Source organism: Sphingobacterium sp. lm-10, assembly GCF_023554555.1.
Classification (GTDB): Bacteria; Bacteroidota; Bacteroidia; order Sphingobacteriales; family Sphingobacteriaceae; genus Sphingobacterium.
Map to the genome: position 1 here is coordinate 1,681,748 of NZ_JAMJWC010000001.1, position 17,234 is coordinate 1,698,981.

Genomic DNA, 17,234 nt, shown 5'->3' on the forward strand with positions numbered 1-17,234 from the left:
CGTTACATGCAACGAACAGTACGGAAAAGAAAAAAAGTGAGGATGTAAGGAATAGAAATTGTTTATGCTGTAACACGGTAGTCTATTTTATTAGTGATAATTTTATTTTCTTGCCACAAATCAATGCTGCGATTCGCCATGATAGACATTTCAGTGGCCTTCATGATAGAATATTCTTGATGCAAGAAGTCGTTCCAACCTTCCAAAAATATATTAATCCGATCCTTTAAGGAGTGTAAGGAAATGGGAAGATTATCATTTTCAATATGGCTAATGTAGATGTCTGCGGTTTGTTGAATATACTGCTTCTTCTGATTGAGTAGCAGCGAAGCTTTCTCTTTTTCCCTAACTAGAGTGATGGGAGCTTCCTCTATTTCGGCTTTTAAAAGTTGATTTTCTGCTCTCAATAGAATATTTTGTTGCTCCAATATCCCATTATTATCAGCTAGCTGGCGAATGGTTTCTGAGCACTTATACTTATTTTGCTGGTATTGATTAATTGATGTTTTACTTTTTAAGGCGGCATGATCGGGATTTCTATCTTCAAAGTAGCTAATAAATTTGCTGTAGATGTACTTAAAGAGGATAAGTCCAAGTGCCCCTAAAATGAATACCAGATAAAAGTTTGCATCTGAAAATATCTTATTGAAATGCCATTTTTCGATAGTATCACCTCTCAAAATCATTACACGATGCACCACAGAGGCTACTTGGTACGCAATAATGGCATCAACAAAAAAGATACCTCCCCAAGTAATCCCATCTCTCCATGAATTGAATCGAGCGATGCGACTAAGTACAGCCAATGCGATTGGAACTAATACGAAGCTGAGTATAAACAAAAGTGCAACCGATCCTTTGTCCCAAGCATCAGACAGCGCATAAGGATTAAATACCTCAGGAATATCTACTACGCCCGTTTTAAGGTTGTATTCCGCATCTGCCGCGCTGTAAATCATGATATAGGCAGCAGAAGAGTAAAAAATGAATAGATAAAAAAGCAAAAGTGCCCCAAAAAAAACTAGTGGAATCAACTCGAAATAGCGATGTCCAGGACGAACGAAGATTAGTTTCTGCTCATTAATTTCCTCATCGCATTTTCGAATTTTGTCTTCTTCGCTTTGTATCTTCTTATTGTTTAGATTGATTTTTTCAGTGTGAATAGCAATATTAGAGTCGTTCGCAACAATGGCCGAAGCAGCGTGTTGCTTCTTTAATTCTAACTCCGCGCTTAAGTGATTCATACTCAAATCAGATTGATCCTGTGCGGCTTCTGTAGCTTTCAATCTTTGCTCTTCAACTTTTCCCAAAAGACGACGTTTTTTATCGTCGATCACGTCAATATCATTGATAAACACAGAATAGACGGTATCGAGCGCTTTAAGTAAAGTTTGATGATCTCCATTGGTAGATTTTGCTCTATCATATCCTTGCTGACGCAGTAAGCTTCGATCAAAATTAGCCACTTCGGCAGCAATCATCGAATCCAACACATCTGCAAAGCTCGAATCGGTCTTTTCCACTATAGTGTTCTTTGCAACTGTCTTTACCACATCTTTATCCGAGTCTACCAGTAACTGTTGATGTTGTAGGGCTACTTTCTCTTTGGTTTCGGAGAATATTTTCACCATCTTTTCTACGGTTCCGGGATCATTAGTCACCATAATACTTTCATTGTTGTTGTTACGGGCATTGACACTCCAATTGTAGGACCCATACAAAACAGTTGTTCGATCGATGACGCAGAATTTATGATGCATCATCCCATAGCCAGCACCTCGTACCCGGCAAACAATCGCGCCCTGTTTAACCAAGTTATCGAAAGGCAATCGTTTATTGTCATCATTATCTGCCAAGATAATTTCAGCTTTTGTTCCGGAAGCAATCTTCTGCTCTAAAACATCGAACAGCTCCTGATCAGTAAACCAAGATGCTGCAATTAAGATTTCGCTTTGAGCGGACTGTAGTTGAGAGATAATGGCGGCATGAATTGCCTCATTATCGTCAATGACCTGTTGATCCAGCGTTGCGGGCTGTACATCTACAGCTGTTGAGGAGAAAAGTTTTCGTAATTTCATCGGTATGCATTTCATAGTTTCCGGCCAAGCAGCACAATTATTTATGCTACTCATTCGAGGTCTGTTTATGCATCAAAAGTAGAAGCTTATTACGATTTTAATTTACGGTTTCCCGTAACGATTAAAAAACATAAACAACTCATTTAAAATTAGTTAATAAAACAAAGGAGAGCTACGGTGTAGTTCTCCTTATTTATTATATAGACTGGATAGTTTCTAGTACGTTATATCAAACCCTTCTCCTTGCAGTACACTGCAAGCTGTTCATTCTTCAAAAAACCTAAAGCTTCTTTCATACTATTGAGTCGTTTTTCAACGCTACTTAAACTGCAAGGTTTTAATTGCCGCTGTTTCAAGATAAAGGGTATATTTTTTTGCATTTCTCCTTGATAAAGTAGCGATACGATAGCAATATCTACGGTTGTAAATTCGAAAGAATTTTCCTCACGTATCGCTTGCTTTATCGCGGAAGGTTTATAGCACTTTTGCGCATACACCGTATGAAGAGCTTGCCTAAGATGATCTGCATCATGTCGTGCCTTACGTACGTAACCATCAACCTTCAGGTTTTCGAAAAGATCATCAATAACACTTGGGCGATTTTCACCGGAGAAAACAATCACTTTTAAATCTGGCTGAACATTTTTTGCTTCGCGAATTAAATCTGTGCCATGCTCAAGTCTTTGCGTATTATTATCTGGTTCGAAACTGAGGTCAGTAATCAGTAAATCATAGGGTTCGCGAGCCCGTTGTGCATTTTTTATCCAGGATAAAGCGTGATCACAATAGTATACATAATCTGTAGTTGCAACCTGAAGGTCCTGAAGGGTCTTCTGCAATGATATATTGGCGCTTTGTTGATCTTCCGCGATAAGGACTTTTTTAAACATATTTTAATCTATTTATAAATGGGGATACGGATATCTATTTTTAACCCATCTCCAGCTTCGCTAGCAAAGATAATTTCTCCCCTCAATCCTTGAATACGGGAAACCGTATTATCAATACCTTTTCCTCGTGGCGCATCGGCTTTCATTCCAACTCCGTCGTCCTGATAATGAATCTGCAGACTCTGGTCTTCTTGACTAAAACGAATCGCCACGCTCTCCGCATGACTATGTTTTGCCATATTGACCATCATCTCAAGCAGCACTTCTGTCAGTTCAGATTTGGCCTGATCGCTGACATACTCCCATACTAATGCATCATTACCAGCAATTAACACGCGGCGATTCTCCTTCGCAAAGGATTTTAACAAGTCTCCTAATACATCATGATAAGCATTTGAAGTTTCTGTCAGTTCTTCCGCTTCATAAGATATATCACGTGATTTATTGTACATAGTATCCAACTTATCGAGCAAGCTATCCCGATCCAATTGATCATTGTATTCAATTTCGTTCATTACACGATAGATACCATTGGCTACTACGTCATGCACCTTACGTGATGTCGCCAGTTTACTTGCTTTTATTTTATTTTGTGCTTCTAATTCCAATCGTTCTTTCCGCTTCTTATACCAAAAATTGCCGCCTATACCCGCGAAAATAATAAGAAATGTGAGCCCACCAGTTATAGCACGTTGCCGAGTAAGTCGAGTCGATTTTTCGATATTATCATTTTCTAAACGCAGGTTGTCGGCTTTGTTTTTCTCTACTTCATACCGAATTAAAGCAAATTGATTTTTAGCGGCTTTACGAGCGCTATCCAAACTATCAGTGAGTGTACTGTAGCTATTGAAATAGGTTTGCACGGAATCTCTATTCCCTGTTTGGATTAATCGCCGCAGCGCTTTGACCTGTGCATCCGGACTTTTAATCTTTAAAGCAGAAACATACTGCTTCCGTGCGTAGAACAAAGAGGAGTCGGGACGCCGTTGCTTATAGTAATCAGCAAGATGGGCATAACTCGCATTTTGGCCGGAGAAGTCTTTTTCTCGGATACGTATGGCTAATGCAATCAATAATTCAGGAGCTGCTATGTAGGAAGGATCGTTTTCCCATCGCGCATTAGCTAGGTTAGATAATGTGCGGGCGTATTCTTTACGATTTAGATAAGGTCGAGATAAGACTTTCTGAAAAATTTCATCAGCCTTACTATGCTGTTTAAGATTTTCATAAACTAAAGCAATATTATTCTGAAATATGGATATGTTAGCCGAATCCTGAGAAAAAATTAGGGCGTTTTTAAAAAAAGATAGTGCGTCCTCATAATTTTTTAAATCACGGCTGATCCTTCCTAGAGTGTTATAATTAGAGCTTAGATAAGGATAGTGCTCCTCTTTCTGTTGATCCAAAAAGTCATTTGCCTGTAGCGCTGTTTCCTGCCCACCAAAATAATCCCCCGCTTCTCGTTGAATCATGGCCATCATCAACAAACAATTAGCGACATTTAAGCTATCAGGTATATTTTGAAAATAATCTTTTGCTTGACTAAATTTTAAAAAAGCACTATCTGACTTACCTTCATTCAAAAACACATAAGCTTGATCGTAATCATAATTTTCAGATTCGATTAGAATTTCTTCTCCGGGTTTATCAGAACAGGACAACAGGAAGAGAGCTGCAAAAATATAGAAGGGATTTTTCAAAGTAAAGGCCGGTAGAGTTACCCCACTAATTTATGCAATAATTAGCATAATTAAATAAGAAAGGGCAACTAAAATGTTGCCCCTCATATGTAAACTATTATCTACAACTACTTATGGTTTTATCGGAGGTCTTGGCGGAATTACAGTTCCTGTGTCACCTTCTTCACCTCCATCGCCATCGGTACTTTGAATGGTTGTTTGTCCATTTTGTCCGGTTGTAGGTGTTGATTGTCCACCCTGGCTGATCATTAGAAGAAAAATTAAATACCACATTTTACAAAAAATTAAAAGTCAAAAACTTGGTAGGTCCGCATGCTTCGTGCACGGGGTTGCTACAATTGTTTTCAGAAGGCCTTCTGATTTTTTGGGAAGTGTGAGATCATACTGCGGAAGACTAAAGCTGCTTCCCAAACCGGCTAAAGAATGCCGCAGTGTTTTCTCTTTTTTGGAATCTGTTTTGTATCTTTCCTCGAAAGAACGAACTAATCTATTACCTGATTCCGAAAGCAAATTTATAGCGGACAACTGGCTGATAAAAAGGTATTTCCGATGATTCCGCTCTTTCCGGTGGTATTCCGAAAATTCCGATTGAATTCCGGTTTTTCCGATGGAAAACAGCTAGATGGAGGCTCTTGGCGACTTATGGTTTTCCGTAAATTCCGATGGGTGGATAGATGTAATTTTGTACCTATGCCAACAATAATTAACTTTAATGAAGCCGTTATCGCCTTCTACCTAAATAGAAAAGCAGATAATGATCTTGGAGAAATAGAACGTCGCTCACCAGCAGCGTTGAGAGATGTACTTTTATTAAAACTTGCATCTGGGGATTTGCAAAAAGACACGCCTGCGCTTGAAAAGATCTTCAACAATACCAGGAAATTTGAAGACCTTGCACGCGCCATTATGAATGGAGGAATTGACAAATTCAGACCAGTTCAATACTTTATGCAAGGCAGAACCAGCGAACCATCAGATGACACCATTATTTTGCTATCAATCTTCATAAACTTTCAGCCGCGACCATACGCTGCTTGGCGAGAAAAAGAGTTAGAAGAAGTTGAAAATGCCGTATCGGGCAATGAAAAAACGCAGGAATCAAAAGCAAGTAACCCGGGCGAAGAGATGCCAAAAGGAGATAATAATACTTCGGGTGAACCAACAGGAGTTCCTAAAGAAATGACAAGTGAAGTGAGCACGAATCCAAACCCATTAATTGGTGTTGCTCCAACCAAAACCAAAGACGCAGATACAAAAATCACGCTGGGTACAAATAGTGAGGGAGAACAAAATAAAAAAGTGGTTTTGACAAGACATCCTGTTTGGAAGTTAAAGGATAAAAAGTCATTATCTATACTATCTACAGCGCTAGTACTTACTCTTTTAATGGCTTTTTATACTTGGCCGGATAAGCAGTGTATGTACTGGAATGGAGAAAACTATGTTGCTATAGATTGCAATGATGTAAATCCCCAACTCAACATCATGGCGTTGAATAGTGAAAAGTTAAGGCATTTTAAAAGAATCACACAAACGGACACCTTAACCAAGAATCATGTCAATAAGGTATGGTATTCGAAAATCAACAATGAAGTTGAGTTTTTTACCTATCCTGGGTTACATCCTACCCATCAACATAGGTCGCTGAAAGCTGCCACACAATATATACTCGAGTCTTACGCTATCTGCAAAAACAAAGAAGGCGCAATTGATTAATCAATTGCGCCTTCTTTGTCACTAATAATTTGCTACCGTTTCTACGAGCTGCTCGGCATAGAGATAGATATCATCTAATTGGTTGAGCTCGTATTTTAACTCCTTTTTCTCTTTGTCAAAGAGCCCCAATCGAAGTCTGCTCGACGTGAAATAGAAACGACAAATTGGTTTTCTATTATTGTCGTCCAAAATAATACCACAGTAGGATTGATTATCACGCATAAATATCCTGCCTACCTCAATATTTTTACGCAAAATCGATTTCACAATTAAAAAGCCATCAATCTCCTCTTGTGTCGTTACAATGAGAGAAGTAGGTTCAACCGGTTGTGCAGCCAATTGTTCCTCCGCATCTGTTTCTTTTTTTAAAGCGCTTTTCAGTCGCTCTGCGATCTGATCATTGACAATCTGGGCGAACACTCTTTTAACTAATGGATTAAATTGTTCCAAAATTTTTGCAGTAACCACACTGGGATACACCTGTTTGGCAAAATATCGCACGAATTCATCCGTTGGATGTTGCATCTCCGCATTCACTAGAATAGTTAATTCAGTGGAGTATTTAAGATCGCTTGCAGCGGTAGAGATACTTTCTAAATCGTACACAGATTTATGAAACTTTCTCAACTCTTGTATCTCATTATCTTTGATGTCTGATATTTTAAACTCAAAGAAGGGCTTTTCATCCATTTTGTTTGGCGTTACTAGGTCGGTATAAAACCGATACTCTATCCCATTGGTTAGCAAGCCAAACTTGGCTTCCGTAGTATGGAAATAACGAAACAGCTGTGAATTATGGGGGTCCAAACCATCTGCATAATGCTTGCATTCGATGAGAATCGTAGGTTTTTCTTCGCGAAGAATAGCGTAATCTACCTTCTCCCCTTTTTTGATGCCGATGTCCGCAATAAATTCTGGATGTACCTCAAAAGGATCGAAAACATCGTACCCAAGAATTCTTAGAAAAGGTAATACAAGTGAAGTTTTTGTGGCTTCTTCTGTTTTAATTTGAGGCAAAAGCCGATCTACGCGCTTTCCAAATTGGCGAATTTCATCTTTAAAATCCATAATGTAATCTCGTTTAGTAATTAATATTGGCGATGTGTTTGTTTTACGCTAGAAATAAAGATAGTGGCTTGACAACACGCGTCATTACGGGAAACCTTATCTTCTATTTGAAAAAAGTCACTTTTTTGCGGGCACAAACTCATTTTATGAAAATAGTATACTATATCGTATTTGCATTGTTGATGGCTCATCCGCTGTCGGCTCAGAACAAGTATGCCACAACCAATGATGGCAGGCGCGTCATTCTTAAACCAGACGGCACTTGGATCTATGCTAAGTATGAAGCGAGCGCGCCCCCTAACCCGACTTCCATCAAAAAAGGTTCAAGCGATAATAAGAAGAGTTCATCAACTGCCGAACCCACACGTCGATACATACGCGGACCTCGTGGAGGCTGTTATTATATCAATAGAAACGGAAATAAAACTTATGTAGATCGAAGCATGTGTAATTAATTAAATGCAATTCCCTCATTTTCCGTAACTTTGCTTGAATGAAAGCAGCGCATCTCATAAAAATATCCTGCCTAACAGGTTTGTATTTCTTAACAAATCTATCTTCAACTGCAAAATTTCCGGCTGAATCCCGAATGTATAGTAATACTTGTATAAGCGCTAATTATTCGGAAGAAGCTAAAGTTGTTGCGGAAGAAGAATTGATCGCATTCGCCAAAAAACTCTTAGGCATTAAATACAAATACGGACAAACCAGCCCAAGTGCCGGCTTCGATTGTTCCGGTTTTGTGTATTATGTATTTAAAGAATTTGGCATCAGCTTGCCCAGAAGTTCATCGGGTATGGGGCAAGCAGGAGAAGATATAAATTTAGAAGAGGCAAAGGCGGGGGATATTATCTTGTTTACGGGCACCAATCCTGCCAATCGCAGTATTGGACATGTAGGAATTATACTGTCAAATGCGGCATCTCAAGGCCTTCATTTTATTCACGCCAGCTCGGGCAAGGCACAAGCAGTAACGGAAACCAAGTTGGAAGGTAGTTATCAACGTCGGTTTATGAAAGTTGTCCGCGTGCTCTAATTTAATGCAATTGCTTTTAAAAATTAGCTTCGTATTTTTGAGTTGTAAAATAATTTAAAGAATTAGCGGAATAAGCATGGTGCCTGAAAATCTTTCAAAACAACTCGCCTTTATCAAAGAAATCGACAAACTGAAATACATTCAGCGCAGAACGAAGTTGTTTCATAGTGATCGATGCGAAAACAGCGCAGAACATAGTTGGCACCTCGCACTGATGGCCATCGTACTTACCGAACATGCGAATGAGTCGATAGACGTACTGAAGGTGATAAAAATGGTTCTCATTCATGATGTTGTGGAGATTGATGCTGGCGACACATTTATATATGACACCCAAAAAAGCCATGACAATACTGATGAAGAGCGCTTAGCTGCACAACGCATCTTCGGACTCCTACCGGAAGAAACCGCTCAGGAATTAATTGCTATTTGGGAAGAGTTTGAAGGCGGACAAACAGCAGAAGCCAAGTTTGCTCGCGCCATGGATCGCTTAGAACCTCTGTTACAAAACAGCTCCAACAATGGAGGTACCTGGCATGAGCCAGGAGTAAATTACCAGAAAGTATATGCTAAAAAAAGTGTGATCAAAGAGGGTTCTAAAGATCTTTGGACTTATGCGGAGACCTTAATAGAGGACGGCGTGGAGAAAGGTTTTTTGAAAAAAAACTCCAAATAATCGCTGCCTCGAAGTTGCATTCGCATCCATTTCCGACCTGTTTGGCCAGGTGTATTTCGCCTGACATGCATCTGGATTAACCTACATATTAATGTTCTACATAATCTAAGTCCTTACTAAAGCTTTCTTTTAACTGACTCAAAGCTACCAGCGATATGATGATACAAATTGCGCCAACCAACATGGCTCCTTCTAAAATACCCAGTTTGTCTTTGAAAAACTGAAAACTTAACGTAATAGCAATTAAAGATCCGCGTATAAAGTTTGGAACGGTGGTGGTCACAGTAGCTCTTAAATTAGTACCAAACTGCTCCGCCGCAATAGTCACAAATGTTGCCCAATAACCAGAGGCAAATCCCAACAGCAAACTTAATAGAATAAAACCTTCTGGAGTTACACCAAAAGAATTAAGGTAAATCCCTACAGAAATCGCTGTTAGCACTAGAAAAATGAACATCACTTGTTTTCTGGACTTTAGTAATTGACATAAAAGACCAGCCACCACATCTCCTACCGAAATTCCAATATAACAATACATAATTCCTTTACCAGCATCTAACACACCAGTGGCATTTAAAGCCTTTCCAAACTCTGGCGAGAAGGTGATTAATACACCAACAACATACCATAGAGGCAAGCCAATTAAAATACAACACAAATATTTCTTAAATCTCGCCCAATTGTTGAACAACATGAAGAAGTTGCCACGTTGCACTGATTTATCGGCAGCCTCCTTAAACATGCCCGATTCTACCAGGCCAATACGTAATGTTAGCAATAGAAGGCCCATACCTCCTCCGATAAAATAGCTGGTCTGCCACGTGTAGCGTGAGCTGATTAAAGCTGCCATTACCGCCCCCATCAAACCAACAGCAGCGACAATCATGGTTCCGTAACCTCTATTTTTCTTACTCATCGTTTCGGCAACCAACGTAATGCCTGCGCCTAGCTCTCCCGCCAGACCCACACCGGCGATAAAACGGATAATGGTGTATTGATCAACAGTCGTAGCGAAGCCGTTGGCAATATTGGCTAAGGAATAAGTGATAATCGAGCCGAATAAAACGCTTAACCTGCCTTTTTTATCTCCCAGTACGCCCCACAAAACACCGCCTACTAACATCCCAAACATTTGACTATTAATGATCGTGGCTCCTACATGGAGCATATCTTCTTCCGGTACTGCCAAATCTGTCAGACTTTTCACACGTACTACAGAAAATAAAATTAAGTCGTAGATATCTACAAAATACCCGAGTGAGGCCACTAAAACTATTAGAATGGTATTCTTCTTTTTGACTTGCTCGTTCATCTATAATTGGTTTTATAAAATGAAACTACAAAAAATTAATTTTAAAAAAATTAAAAAAAAGGCTATTTCCCTGAAAAATTTATGATTGGATATGGAATATTCAAGGTCGTCACTTTGCAAACTGCCGAAACTATTTATAATCCTACCGCATCAACTATTCCCCAATGATCTTTCAAGGCAGTCTTTGCAGCGTGATAACCAGACATGCCATGTACCCCACCACCTGGCGGAGTGGATGACGAACAGATATACACCTGTTTTAATGAAGTACGGTAAGGTGTAAGTGATCTTACTGGTCTGGTATACAATTGAAATATGTCCATAATTCCACCGTTGATATCACCGCCGATATAGTTGGGATTATACGCTTCTAATTGTGCGGGACTATAGGTATGTCGCGCTAAAATGGTATCTCTAAAACCTGGCGCAAACCTTTCTATCTGCTTCTCTATTTCTTGGGTATAATCTTCTGGCGAACCATTAGGTACATGACAGTATGCCCAGCCGGTATGCTTACCCGCAGGAGCTCTCTGGTCGTCAAACGCACTTTGTTGTGTAAACAGAACGAATGGCTTTTTTACTTTTTTACCGAGATGACTGGCACGTTCATTTTCAGCGATCTCTGCATATGTATTGCCTAAGTGGACCGTAGCAGCCTCCTGACAACGCAGATCCCGAAATGGCGTTTTCTCTGAAAGTGCCCAATCAATTTTAAAAACGCCCATTCCCTGCCGAAACTGTTGCAATTGTCGGGTATAGCTTTTGGAAAAGGTGCAACCTTTGAGCTGAAGCAGTTGTTTTGGTGTCATGTCCAAAATCAATACTTTGTGTGATGGTAGGGTTGCTATATCATCTATCCAATTACCGGTCTGCAGCTCACCGCCTAGCGATTGATAATAACTAAGCAATGCATTCGCAATAGCTTGCGAACCTCCTATTGGTACTGGCCAGCCGTATTTATTACCTACAGCCGAAAGCACCAACGCAATGGCTGATGTAGTCCAGTTGCTCAATGGCTGAATGCCATGAGCCGCCATTCCTGCCCAGAGCGCAGCGCCCTGTTGGGTTTGAAAGCGGCGCGCTATCCAACTGGCGGGTTGCAGCGCATGCAAGCCAAAAGCTGCCAAATTCAGTGGTTTGTCTGGAAACCGCAGCGGACCCATAATATCCTTAGACAAGGATTCCCAATTTGTCATCAACGGCTCGATCAACCTTTTATATCGCTGCCCATCAACACCCAATCCATCTACCGTATCCGACAGATTATTATGCAAAAATGCCGTAGCGCCATTATCTAACGGGTGGGCGGCCGCATACCTCGGTAGCACAAATTCTAAACCGTGCGCTGCCAATGGCAACGAATTGAAGAAAGGCGAAGCCATTGCCATAGGGTGTATCGCTGAGCATACATCGTGCTTGAATCCCGGAAGCGTGAGTTCCTTTGTTCGCATGCCACCGCCAATCTGTTCATCACCTTCAATTAAAAGCGTGGAAAGACCTTGCTGTTGCAAAGTGATGGCGGCAGCAAGTCCATTAGGGCCAGAACCTACAATGATGGCGTCATATCTGCTCATGGATACATTGGGCTATTTAGATAAGGTACGAATATAGAATAGCTATCGCAAATTAATCGCATCCAGTATTTGGTTGTACGTCGTTTTCCACCGCCGTAGAATCGGTTGCATCCACGACAGCATCGTTTTTTTTATCGCTACCTGATCCGCAGGAGGTTGTAAAAATTAGGAATATAACTAATACTGAGGTAGTTTTCAAGATTTTCTTCATGATACATGATCTAATTAAGTGGTAAAGTATTTTCGGTAACGTGCTTTAAGTTCTTCTCGTTGCGTACTATCTAATTTGACAGCAGGATCGGTCTGCGACACCACGGTAGATACGACGATGTGCACCCCTTTGCCTTTTTCAATAAAAAGAACTGTAGGCGATGATATCCGTTTAATGGAATCGACACCAAGTATGGTATACGGATTCCACACAGCATCAAACTTTTCTAAAATCGCATAATAGCCTGGGCTCCCTTCTTTGGTTGTGGAAACGCTGCCCTCAATGAGTTCTTTGGTATCCCTGATGTCGTGAATATCTAGGTAGTAGATTGCGGCATGTTCTTCCTGTGCAAATTCGAACAACGGTTCTACCGCATTACGAAACCAAGGGCAACGAGGCCAGCCAAACAATACAATGCCATTCTCCAAGTTTAACACTTCATCCTCAGTGGCGTACACGACAGGAAGGCTATCGGGTAGCACTACCTGTACTCGGCTACTATCATTCAGGCTTTCTAATTCCTGTTTAAAGTTTGCCGCATCTTTCGGATGGATTACTACATCTGTATTTTTTACCGCATTTTTTACCGCAGCGGGATCATGACAACTGGCAAAAAAAACTGTCAGCCCTGCGCATATAGTCCAAATTATATTTCTTCCCATAAAATCTGTGTTATGTGTGATCATCTCCATACTGCTTAATATTTTCGCCGATATCCAGCACCTGCGCTTCTGGTTTGTGTTTTTTAATAAGGCTAGTGGCTACTGCCGAGCGGTAGCCCGAAGCACAGTGAACAGCAATTGGCTTATCGGTATTTATGCTATCGAGCTGCTCTTTGAGCCGTGATAATGGAATTACTTTAGTTTCTGCAAATACCGGCTTAGCTTTAGCCTCCTCCTCAGATCGCACATCTAAAATCAAGTATTGCGTTGGGTTTGCTTTGAAATCTGTCGTATCGAAAGTCGCAGATTTCTGATCGAATTGCTGCTCATCGTAGATCAGCACGCCTTTTACTAGCGCTTCGTATCCAATCTTCCCTATTTTTTCCAGACGCGGCTGGATGCTGGCTTGGTCTTCTACTATTAAATAAAAGGGTTCATCGGGTGCCACTAAAGTACCGAGCCAGGTTTCTGATTTACGTCGATCCGGGATATTTATAGCACCAGGAAGATGTCCAGCGCGAAATTGTTCTGCCGAGCGCGTATCGACAATCAAAGATTGCGGCTCTCCTCGAGGAATGGCGGAGAGCCTAGCCAATGTGCTCAAGGCAGGTAATAGCGGCTGAGCCCCGTCTCTATTAACCTCCACGGCGAAAGGAAAGTACACCGGCACATCTGGCTGGTCAAGCAGTAAGCGCGTTACAAATGCGTCTTCAGTCGTAGACTGAAAAGCAAAATTATTTTTTCTTTCATGTCCGATGGTGCTCACCTTTGCCTCACTCAGCCCATTGCCACATAAAGAGCCTGCTCCATGTGCTGGATATACCAGCACATCATCCGCTAACGGACTGTACTTATTGTGTATGGTCTCATACATTTGCTTGGCCAGATATTCCCTTTGCGAAGCGGCTTCGCCAGAATATTCCCGCAAATCCGGGCGGCCTACACCACCTAATAAGAGCGCATCTCCTGTAAATACCGCCACATCATTTCCATCCACTTCCAAAACTACGGACAAGCTATCGCTTGAATGCCCCGGTGTATTTATCGCACGAAGCGAAACTTTATCACTGATAGATAGTAGGTCCGATTCGTCAAAGGGTTGATGCGGATAAGTCGCCTTTGCCAGCTTACTTATCAAAACGGGTACATTTCGCTCTTGATGGATTTGTAAATGAGCACTAACAAAATCAGCATGCGTGTGCGTCTCAATCACCGCGATAATCTCCGCTCCGCGTGCTGCGGCATAATCATAATAGGGTTGCGGATCTCTAGAAGGATCAATTAAAACCAGTTTCTTACCCGCTTCTATCGCGTAAGAAAAATGCGATAAGCCTTCGTCTTCGAATTGTTTGATTTCGTAATCTACCGGCTTAGCCTCAGTACTAGTACAAGATAATATCTTGTTAGTACCTGCTATAGCGAATGCAAATAAGGATTGACGGATAAATAGTCTTCTTCTCATGTCGTGTGCTATTTAGGTGATTAATAAGTAAAAAGATTGTTTTCCATGTACCATTCCTTACCGGTGAGATAGTTTTCCTCTATTCTATCTAGTGTAATATGGATAGAATCTTGTTGTGCATCTAACCCACTGAGTATGATACGCCCTGTACTCGGCCTTTCATATTTCCAGCGAAAAATTCCCAATCCATCTCCCACGGCTGTATCGTACAATGCTTTTAAACCCACATCCCTCTTTTTGTCCAGCAGCTTTCGCTCATCACGGGTAAACTTCCTGTTTTTATCAATTAGGTACAGCGTGTTATCAACCGAATCTATTTCATAATATAGATAGGTCTTTCCTCCTGCTCTGCCTGTGAATTCGTAAGTTTTTAGCACATCATTTAATGCGGGCGTGCCATTCCCCAAGTCAATGTCATGCGGTTTATTGACTTTGTACACCAACGTGGAGTAGCGTTCAAAGAATGCTTCGTGCCAGCGGATGGAATCGTTCGGATTATACGGCAATAGCTGTCCATTAAGTTCAAAAGATGTTATTTGATAATGTCCTGCGGATTGCGGCAGCCCTGGTAATACTGGTTCCTTCAGCCGACCTTCGTTGTAAAAACGATCGTACCTGAAATAACCGTAAACAAAGATGAATAGAATTATGATGAGCGATTTGACCACCACCCGTCCGATGCGTATCCAGCGATGCTGTAAATTTGGTGTATAATAATGAGGATTTACCGCTTCTCGGATAATGAATAACCGCCAGATATCGGGAATATACTGTATTAGTAAGAATAAAGACAACAACACAAAATATGAGCTGTACACATGAACCGCACCATCGTATGCGATATTGGCGTGGCCAATATTAAATAGTACGCCTGCGGTGATGATAGCGCCGAGAGCGGTGGTACTTCGAAAAAGAAGTAAAGTACCCGCAGCTATCTCTAGAAAGCCCAGAAAAATCTCGTATTTGTAGGAAATGCCTACAATCTGCCAGTACAGTTTGAATGGCGCATATTCTCCGAAATCTGTATTCAGATTGGCTAGAGATGGGAAAGGCATCTGCATCGGGAATAATTTGATAAAACCGAAGGCAATAAGACCAAACGCAATACGATAACGCACAATTACGCGAAGCCAATAATAAAGGACCTCATAGTTATGCTGTTGCCTGTTTCGTGCCAATATAGTCCATATCGCGCTTACTAAAGCTGCGATGAGCGCGCTAAGCCACCAAGAAACATAGGAAGCAAATCCCCACGTGCCACTTTCCGATTCAATGCCGATCCAACCTGATCGGGAACCGCCCGCAATACTAGCCAGAAAATCGTACAGCGAATCTGGAGCAATAATTTTCTCATACCATTTTCCATCCAGTGGGACCACCATTAAAATAAAGAAGATAAAAGCGAACCTAAATACTACCTTCTCCCAGTACCTCCACGAAGTACTCTTTGCGGCCTCATTATAGGTTGTTATTGTAAATACAGTTGCCATTTTGTCAAGGAATTAATAGCTTAATAGATGCGGATTGGCTTTCTTCTACCTTCGTGCAGCAAGTAGTTCTTCGCCTGTCTTTCGAGTCTTACCTGCAAGGTATTGCCCGCCTCATCTCTGCCACGGAGCACAAGCGTGACAGGATCTACCTCATCCAATAGAAAATTAAAATGTTTGTCAGCATCATTTTGTCCGTTAAGGTTGAGCTGTGCTGGCTTATTCTTCTCCACCTTCCGATACGTGTAGCGATAAAAACGACGACCACCATTCCCTAAGTACTCATAGTTTCGCGCGTTTTGAGTGGAGATGCGCGGCTTCAAGCTATCTGCCTTTACCGTAAAATTGTCTCGTATACTGATGGAATTCCAAGCTTCGAACACCACGTCTTTCCACCGATACTCATCCGTTAAAGAATACGCCAACGTATCGCCATTCCACACAAAATCTTTCACATCGTACAGACCCTTCCACTTGGCAACACCTTTTTCCTCTGGAAACGGATAGTTGGTATGCTTCCACACGACATATGCTTGTACACTAAATCCGGCAATCAGCAGCAAAAAAACAATCTGTAAGTATGGTCGTGCTCTCCACACGATAGGACTGAATCGCGGAACAAAGACATCTGGCAATACAGCACCATGATTTACCAACAACCCGTAGAACCTCGGCAAATCGTATAAAAAAATCACACTTGCGATCAACAACAGGAAGGAACTGTACACCTGCTCGCCAATATCGTACACGTAGTTTACGATCACCACATTAAGCAATATCGCTACCAATACACCAGCACCGATCACGGCAGTACGGCGATGCAGCAATAGCAAACCAGCAATGACCTCCAATGCACCAATAAGCGGCAGATATCCAGCAGTAGCTATGCCATTAGTAAGATAATACAGCTTCCACCGCAAAAAATCCCCATATTCTGTGTGCAAATCGCTGAGTGTCGGTTCAGGAATCTGGATAGGCAAAACCTTGACAATTCCCGTAAAAGTGATCGCCAATGCCAAGCGATAGCGCAGCAAAACCCGCAGCCAATAATAGAGCGTATGCTCTTCTACTTGGTATCGTTTGCGAAAATATTTACCGAAAGCAATCACCAGCACCAAAGCGACGCCAAGCGCGATCAGCCAATTATAATAACCTCGAACATCTGAACCTACATACGCCCCTTCAATAACAAAAGAAGTACGATAAGTTGCCCATTGAAACGCATTTTCAAAAGAAAATAGAGAACCATTCGCAAGAGATAGAAAGAGATATTGATCATACGGTATAGACAGAATCAGGAAGAATAGCAGTCCAAATTCCAGCAGGAAGCGATTTTTCGATTTTGATATCGTGCTCACAAGG

Annotated in this window: 15 protein-coding genes; 4 read left to right on the top strand and 11 right to left on the bottom strand. The window is 41.3% G+C overall.

The genetic code is table 11. The annotated features are described in order from the left end of the window. Positions 1-62: 62 nt before the first annotated feature. The 4 genes from M8998_RS06725 to M8998_RS06740 form a co-directional block, all read right to left on the bottom strand. Positions 63-2,078: a phospholipase D-like domain-containing protein gene (locus tag M8998_RS06725; RefSeq protein ID WP_249991625.1), complete on the bottom strand. Its 2,016-nt coding sequence runs from the start codon at positions 2,076-2,078 to the stop codon at positions 63-65. Positions 2,079-2,302: 224 nt separating this feature from the next. Beyond that, on the bottom strand, positions 2,303-2,968 hold the full coding sequence (locus M8998_RS06730; protein WP_249991626.1) for a response regulator: 666 nt from the start codon (positions 2,966-2,968) through the stop codon (positions 2,303-2,305). An 8-nt stretch (positions 2,969-2,976) separates the two neighbouring features. After that, the gene (locus tag M8998_RS06735; protein ID WP_249991628.1) at positions 2,977-4,668 is read right to left on the bottom strand and encodes a tetratricopeptide repeat-containing sensor histidine kinase; all 1,692 of its coding nucleotides are present in this window, start codon (positions 4,666-4,668) and stop codon (positions 2,977-2,979) included. A 111-nt stretch (positions 4,669-4,779) separates the two neighbouring features. Continuing rightward, positions 4,780-4,941 (bottom strand): hypothetical protein, encoded by a 162-nt coding sequence (locus M8998_RS06740; protein ID WP_249991630.1) that lies wholly within the window; start codon positions 4,939-4,941, stop codon positions 4,780-4,782. 417 nt (positions 4,942-5,358) lie between these two features. Between M8998_RS06740 and M8998_RS06745 the strand changes: the two genes are divergently transcribed. Continuing rightward, a complete protein-coding gene (locus tag M8998_RS06745) occupies positions 5,359-6,384 on the top strand; it encodes a hypothetical protein (RefSeq protein ID WP_249991632.1) in 1,026 nt (341 codons plus the stop codon). A gap of 21 nt (positions 6,385-6,405) precedes the next feature. On the opposite strand, the gene M8998_RS06750 is transcribed toward M8998_RS06745, so the two are convergent. Further along, on the bottom strand, positions 6,406-7,452 hold the full coding sequence (locus M8998_RS06750) for a type I restriction endonuclease (protein WP_249991634.1): 1,047 nt from the start codon (positions 7,450-7,452) through the stop codon (positions 6,406-6,408). A gap of 146 nt (positions 7,453-7,598) precedes the next feature. Between M8998_RS06750 and M8998_RS06755 the strand changes: the two genes are divergently transcribed. The 3 genes from M8998_RS06755 to M8998_RS06765 all read left to right on the top strand — a co-directional run bounded on the left by M8998_RS06755 (position 7,599) and on the right by M8998_RS06765 (position 9,164). Next, positions 7,599-7,907, top strand: coding sequence for a DUF3157 family protein (locus M8998_RS06755; protein WP_249991636.1), 309 nt, complete (start codon positions 7,599-7,601; stop codon positions 7,905-7,907). 134 nt (positions 7,908-8,041) lie between these two features. After that, a complete protein-coding gene (locus M8998_RS06760; protein WP_284040154.1) occupies positions 8,042-8,488 on the top strand; it encodes a C40 family peptidase in 447 nt (148 codons plus the stop codon). Positions 8,489-8,564: 76 nt separating this feature from the next. Next, a complete protein-coding gene (locus M8998_RS06765) occupies positions 8,565-9,164 on the top strand; it encodes an HD domain-containing protein (protein ID WP_249991637.1) in 600 nt (199 codons plus the stop codon). An 88-nt stretch (positions 9,165-9,252) separates the two neighbouring features. Here M8998_RS06765 and M8998_RS06770 read toward each other — a convergent pair whose 3' ends face one another. The 6 genes from M8998_RS06770 to M8998_RS06795 form a co-directional block, all read right to left on the bottom strand. Next, complete coding sequence (locus M8998_RS06770) at positions 9,253-10,476, bottom strand: MFS transporter (RefSeq protein ID WP_249991638.1); 1,224 nt, start codon at positions 10,474-10,476, stop codon at positions 9,253-9,255. A gap of 134 nt (positions 10,477-10,610) precedes the next feature. Beyond that, positions 10,611-12,050 (bottom strand): phytoene desaturase family protein, encoded by a 1,440-nt coding sequence (locus M8998_RS06775; protein ID WP_249991639.1) that lies wholly within the window; start codon positions 12,048-12,050, stop codon positions 10,611-10,613. A 225-nt stretch (positions 12,051-12,275) separates the two neighbouring features. Continuing rightward, positions 12,276-12,923, bottom strand: a complete 648-nt coding sequence (locus tag M8998_RS06780) for a hypothetical protein (RefSeq protein ID WP_249991640.1) — start codon at positions 12,921-12,923, stop codon at positions 12,276-12,278. A gap of 10 nt (positions 12,924-12,933) precedes the next feature. Further along, positions 12,934-14,385: an MBL fold metallo-hydrolase gene (locus M8998_RS06785; RefSeq protein WP_249991641.1), complete on the bottom strand. Its 1,452-nt coding sequence runs from the start codon at positions 14,383-14,385 to the stop codon at positions 12,934-12,936. 20 nt (positions 14,386-14,405) lie between these two features. Beyond that, entirely contained in the window at positions 14,406-15,875 is a 1,470-nt protein-coding gene (locus M8998_RS06790) for a hypothetical protein (protein ID WP_249991642.1), read from the bottom strand. A 20-nt stretch (positions 15,876-15,895) separates the two neighbouring features. Beyond that, entirely contained in the window at positions 15,896-17,230 is a 1,335-nt protein-coding gene (locus M8998_RS06795; protein ID WP_249991643.1) for a beta-carotene 15,15'-monooxygenase, read from the bottom strand. Between the last annotated feature and the right edge of the window lie 4 nt (positions 17,231-17,234).

Excerpts from the sequence above, each read along its gene's own strand:
- M8998_RS06780 (WP_249991640.1), bottom strand. The coding sequence starts at position 12,923 with ATGGGAAGAAATATAATTTGGACTATATGCGCAGGGCTGACAGTTTTT.
- M8998_RS06765 (WP_249991637.1), top strand. The coding sequence starts at position 8,565 with ATGGTGCCTGAAAATCTTTCAAAACAACTCGCCTTTATCAAAGAAATC.
- M8998_RS06760 (WP_284040154.1), top strand. The coding sequence starts at position 8,042 with ATGTATAGTAATACTTGTATAAGCGCTAATTATTCGGAAGAAGCTAAA.
- M8998_RS06785 (WP_249991641.1), bottom strand. The coding sequence starts at position 14,385 with ATGAGAAGAAGACTATTTATCCGTCAATCCTTATTTGCATTCGCTATA.
- M8998_RS06775 (WP_249991639.1), bottom strand. The coding sequence starts at position 12,050 with ATGAGCAGATATGACGCCATCATTGTAGGTTCTGGCCCTAATGGACTT.
- M8998_RS06750 (WP_249991634.1), bottom strand. The coding sequence starts at position 7,452 with ATGGATTTTAAAGATGAAATTCGCCAATTTGGAAAGCGCGTAGATCGG.
- M8998_RS06725 (WP_249991625.1), bottom strand. The coding sequence starts at position 2,078 with ATGAAATTACGAAAACTTTTCTCCTCAACAGCTGTAGATGTACAGCCC.
- M8998_RS06770 (WP_249991638.1), bottom strand. The coding sequence starts at position 10,476 with ATGAACGAGCAAGTCAAAAAGAAGAATACCATTCTAATAGTTTTAGTG.
- M8998_RS06745 (WP_249991632.1), top strand. The coding sequence starts at position 5,359 with ATGCCAACAATAATTAACTTTAATGAAGCCGTTATCGCCTTCTACCTA.
- M8998_RS06730 (WP_249991626.1), bottom strand. The coding sequence starts at position 2,968 with ATGTTTAAAAAAGTCCTTATCGCGGAAGATCAACAAAGCGCCAATATA.
- M8998_RS06790 (WP_249991642.1), bottom strand. The coding sequence starts at position 15,875 with ATGGCAACTGTATTTACAATAACAACCTATAATGAGGCCGCAAAGAGT.
- M8998_RS06755 (WP_249991636.1), top strand. The coding sequence starts at position 7,599 with ATGAAAATAGTATACTATATCGTATTTGCATTGTTGATGGCTCATCCG.
- M8998_RS06740 (WP_249991630.1), bottom strand. The coding sequence starts at position 4,941 with ATGTGGTATTTAATTTTTCTTCTAATGATCAGCCAGGGTGGACAATCA.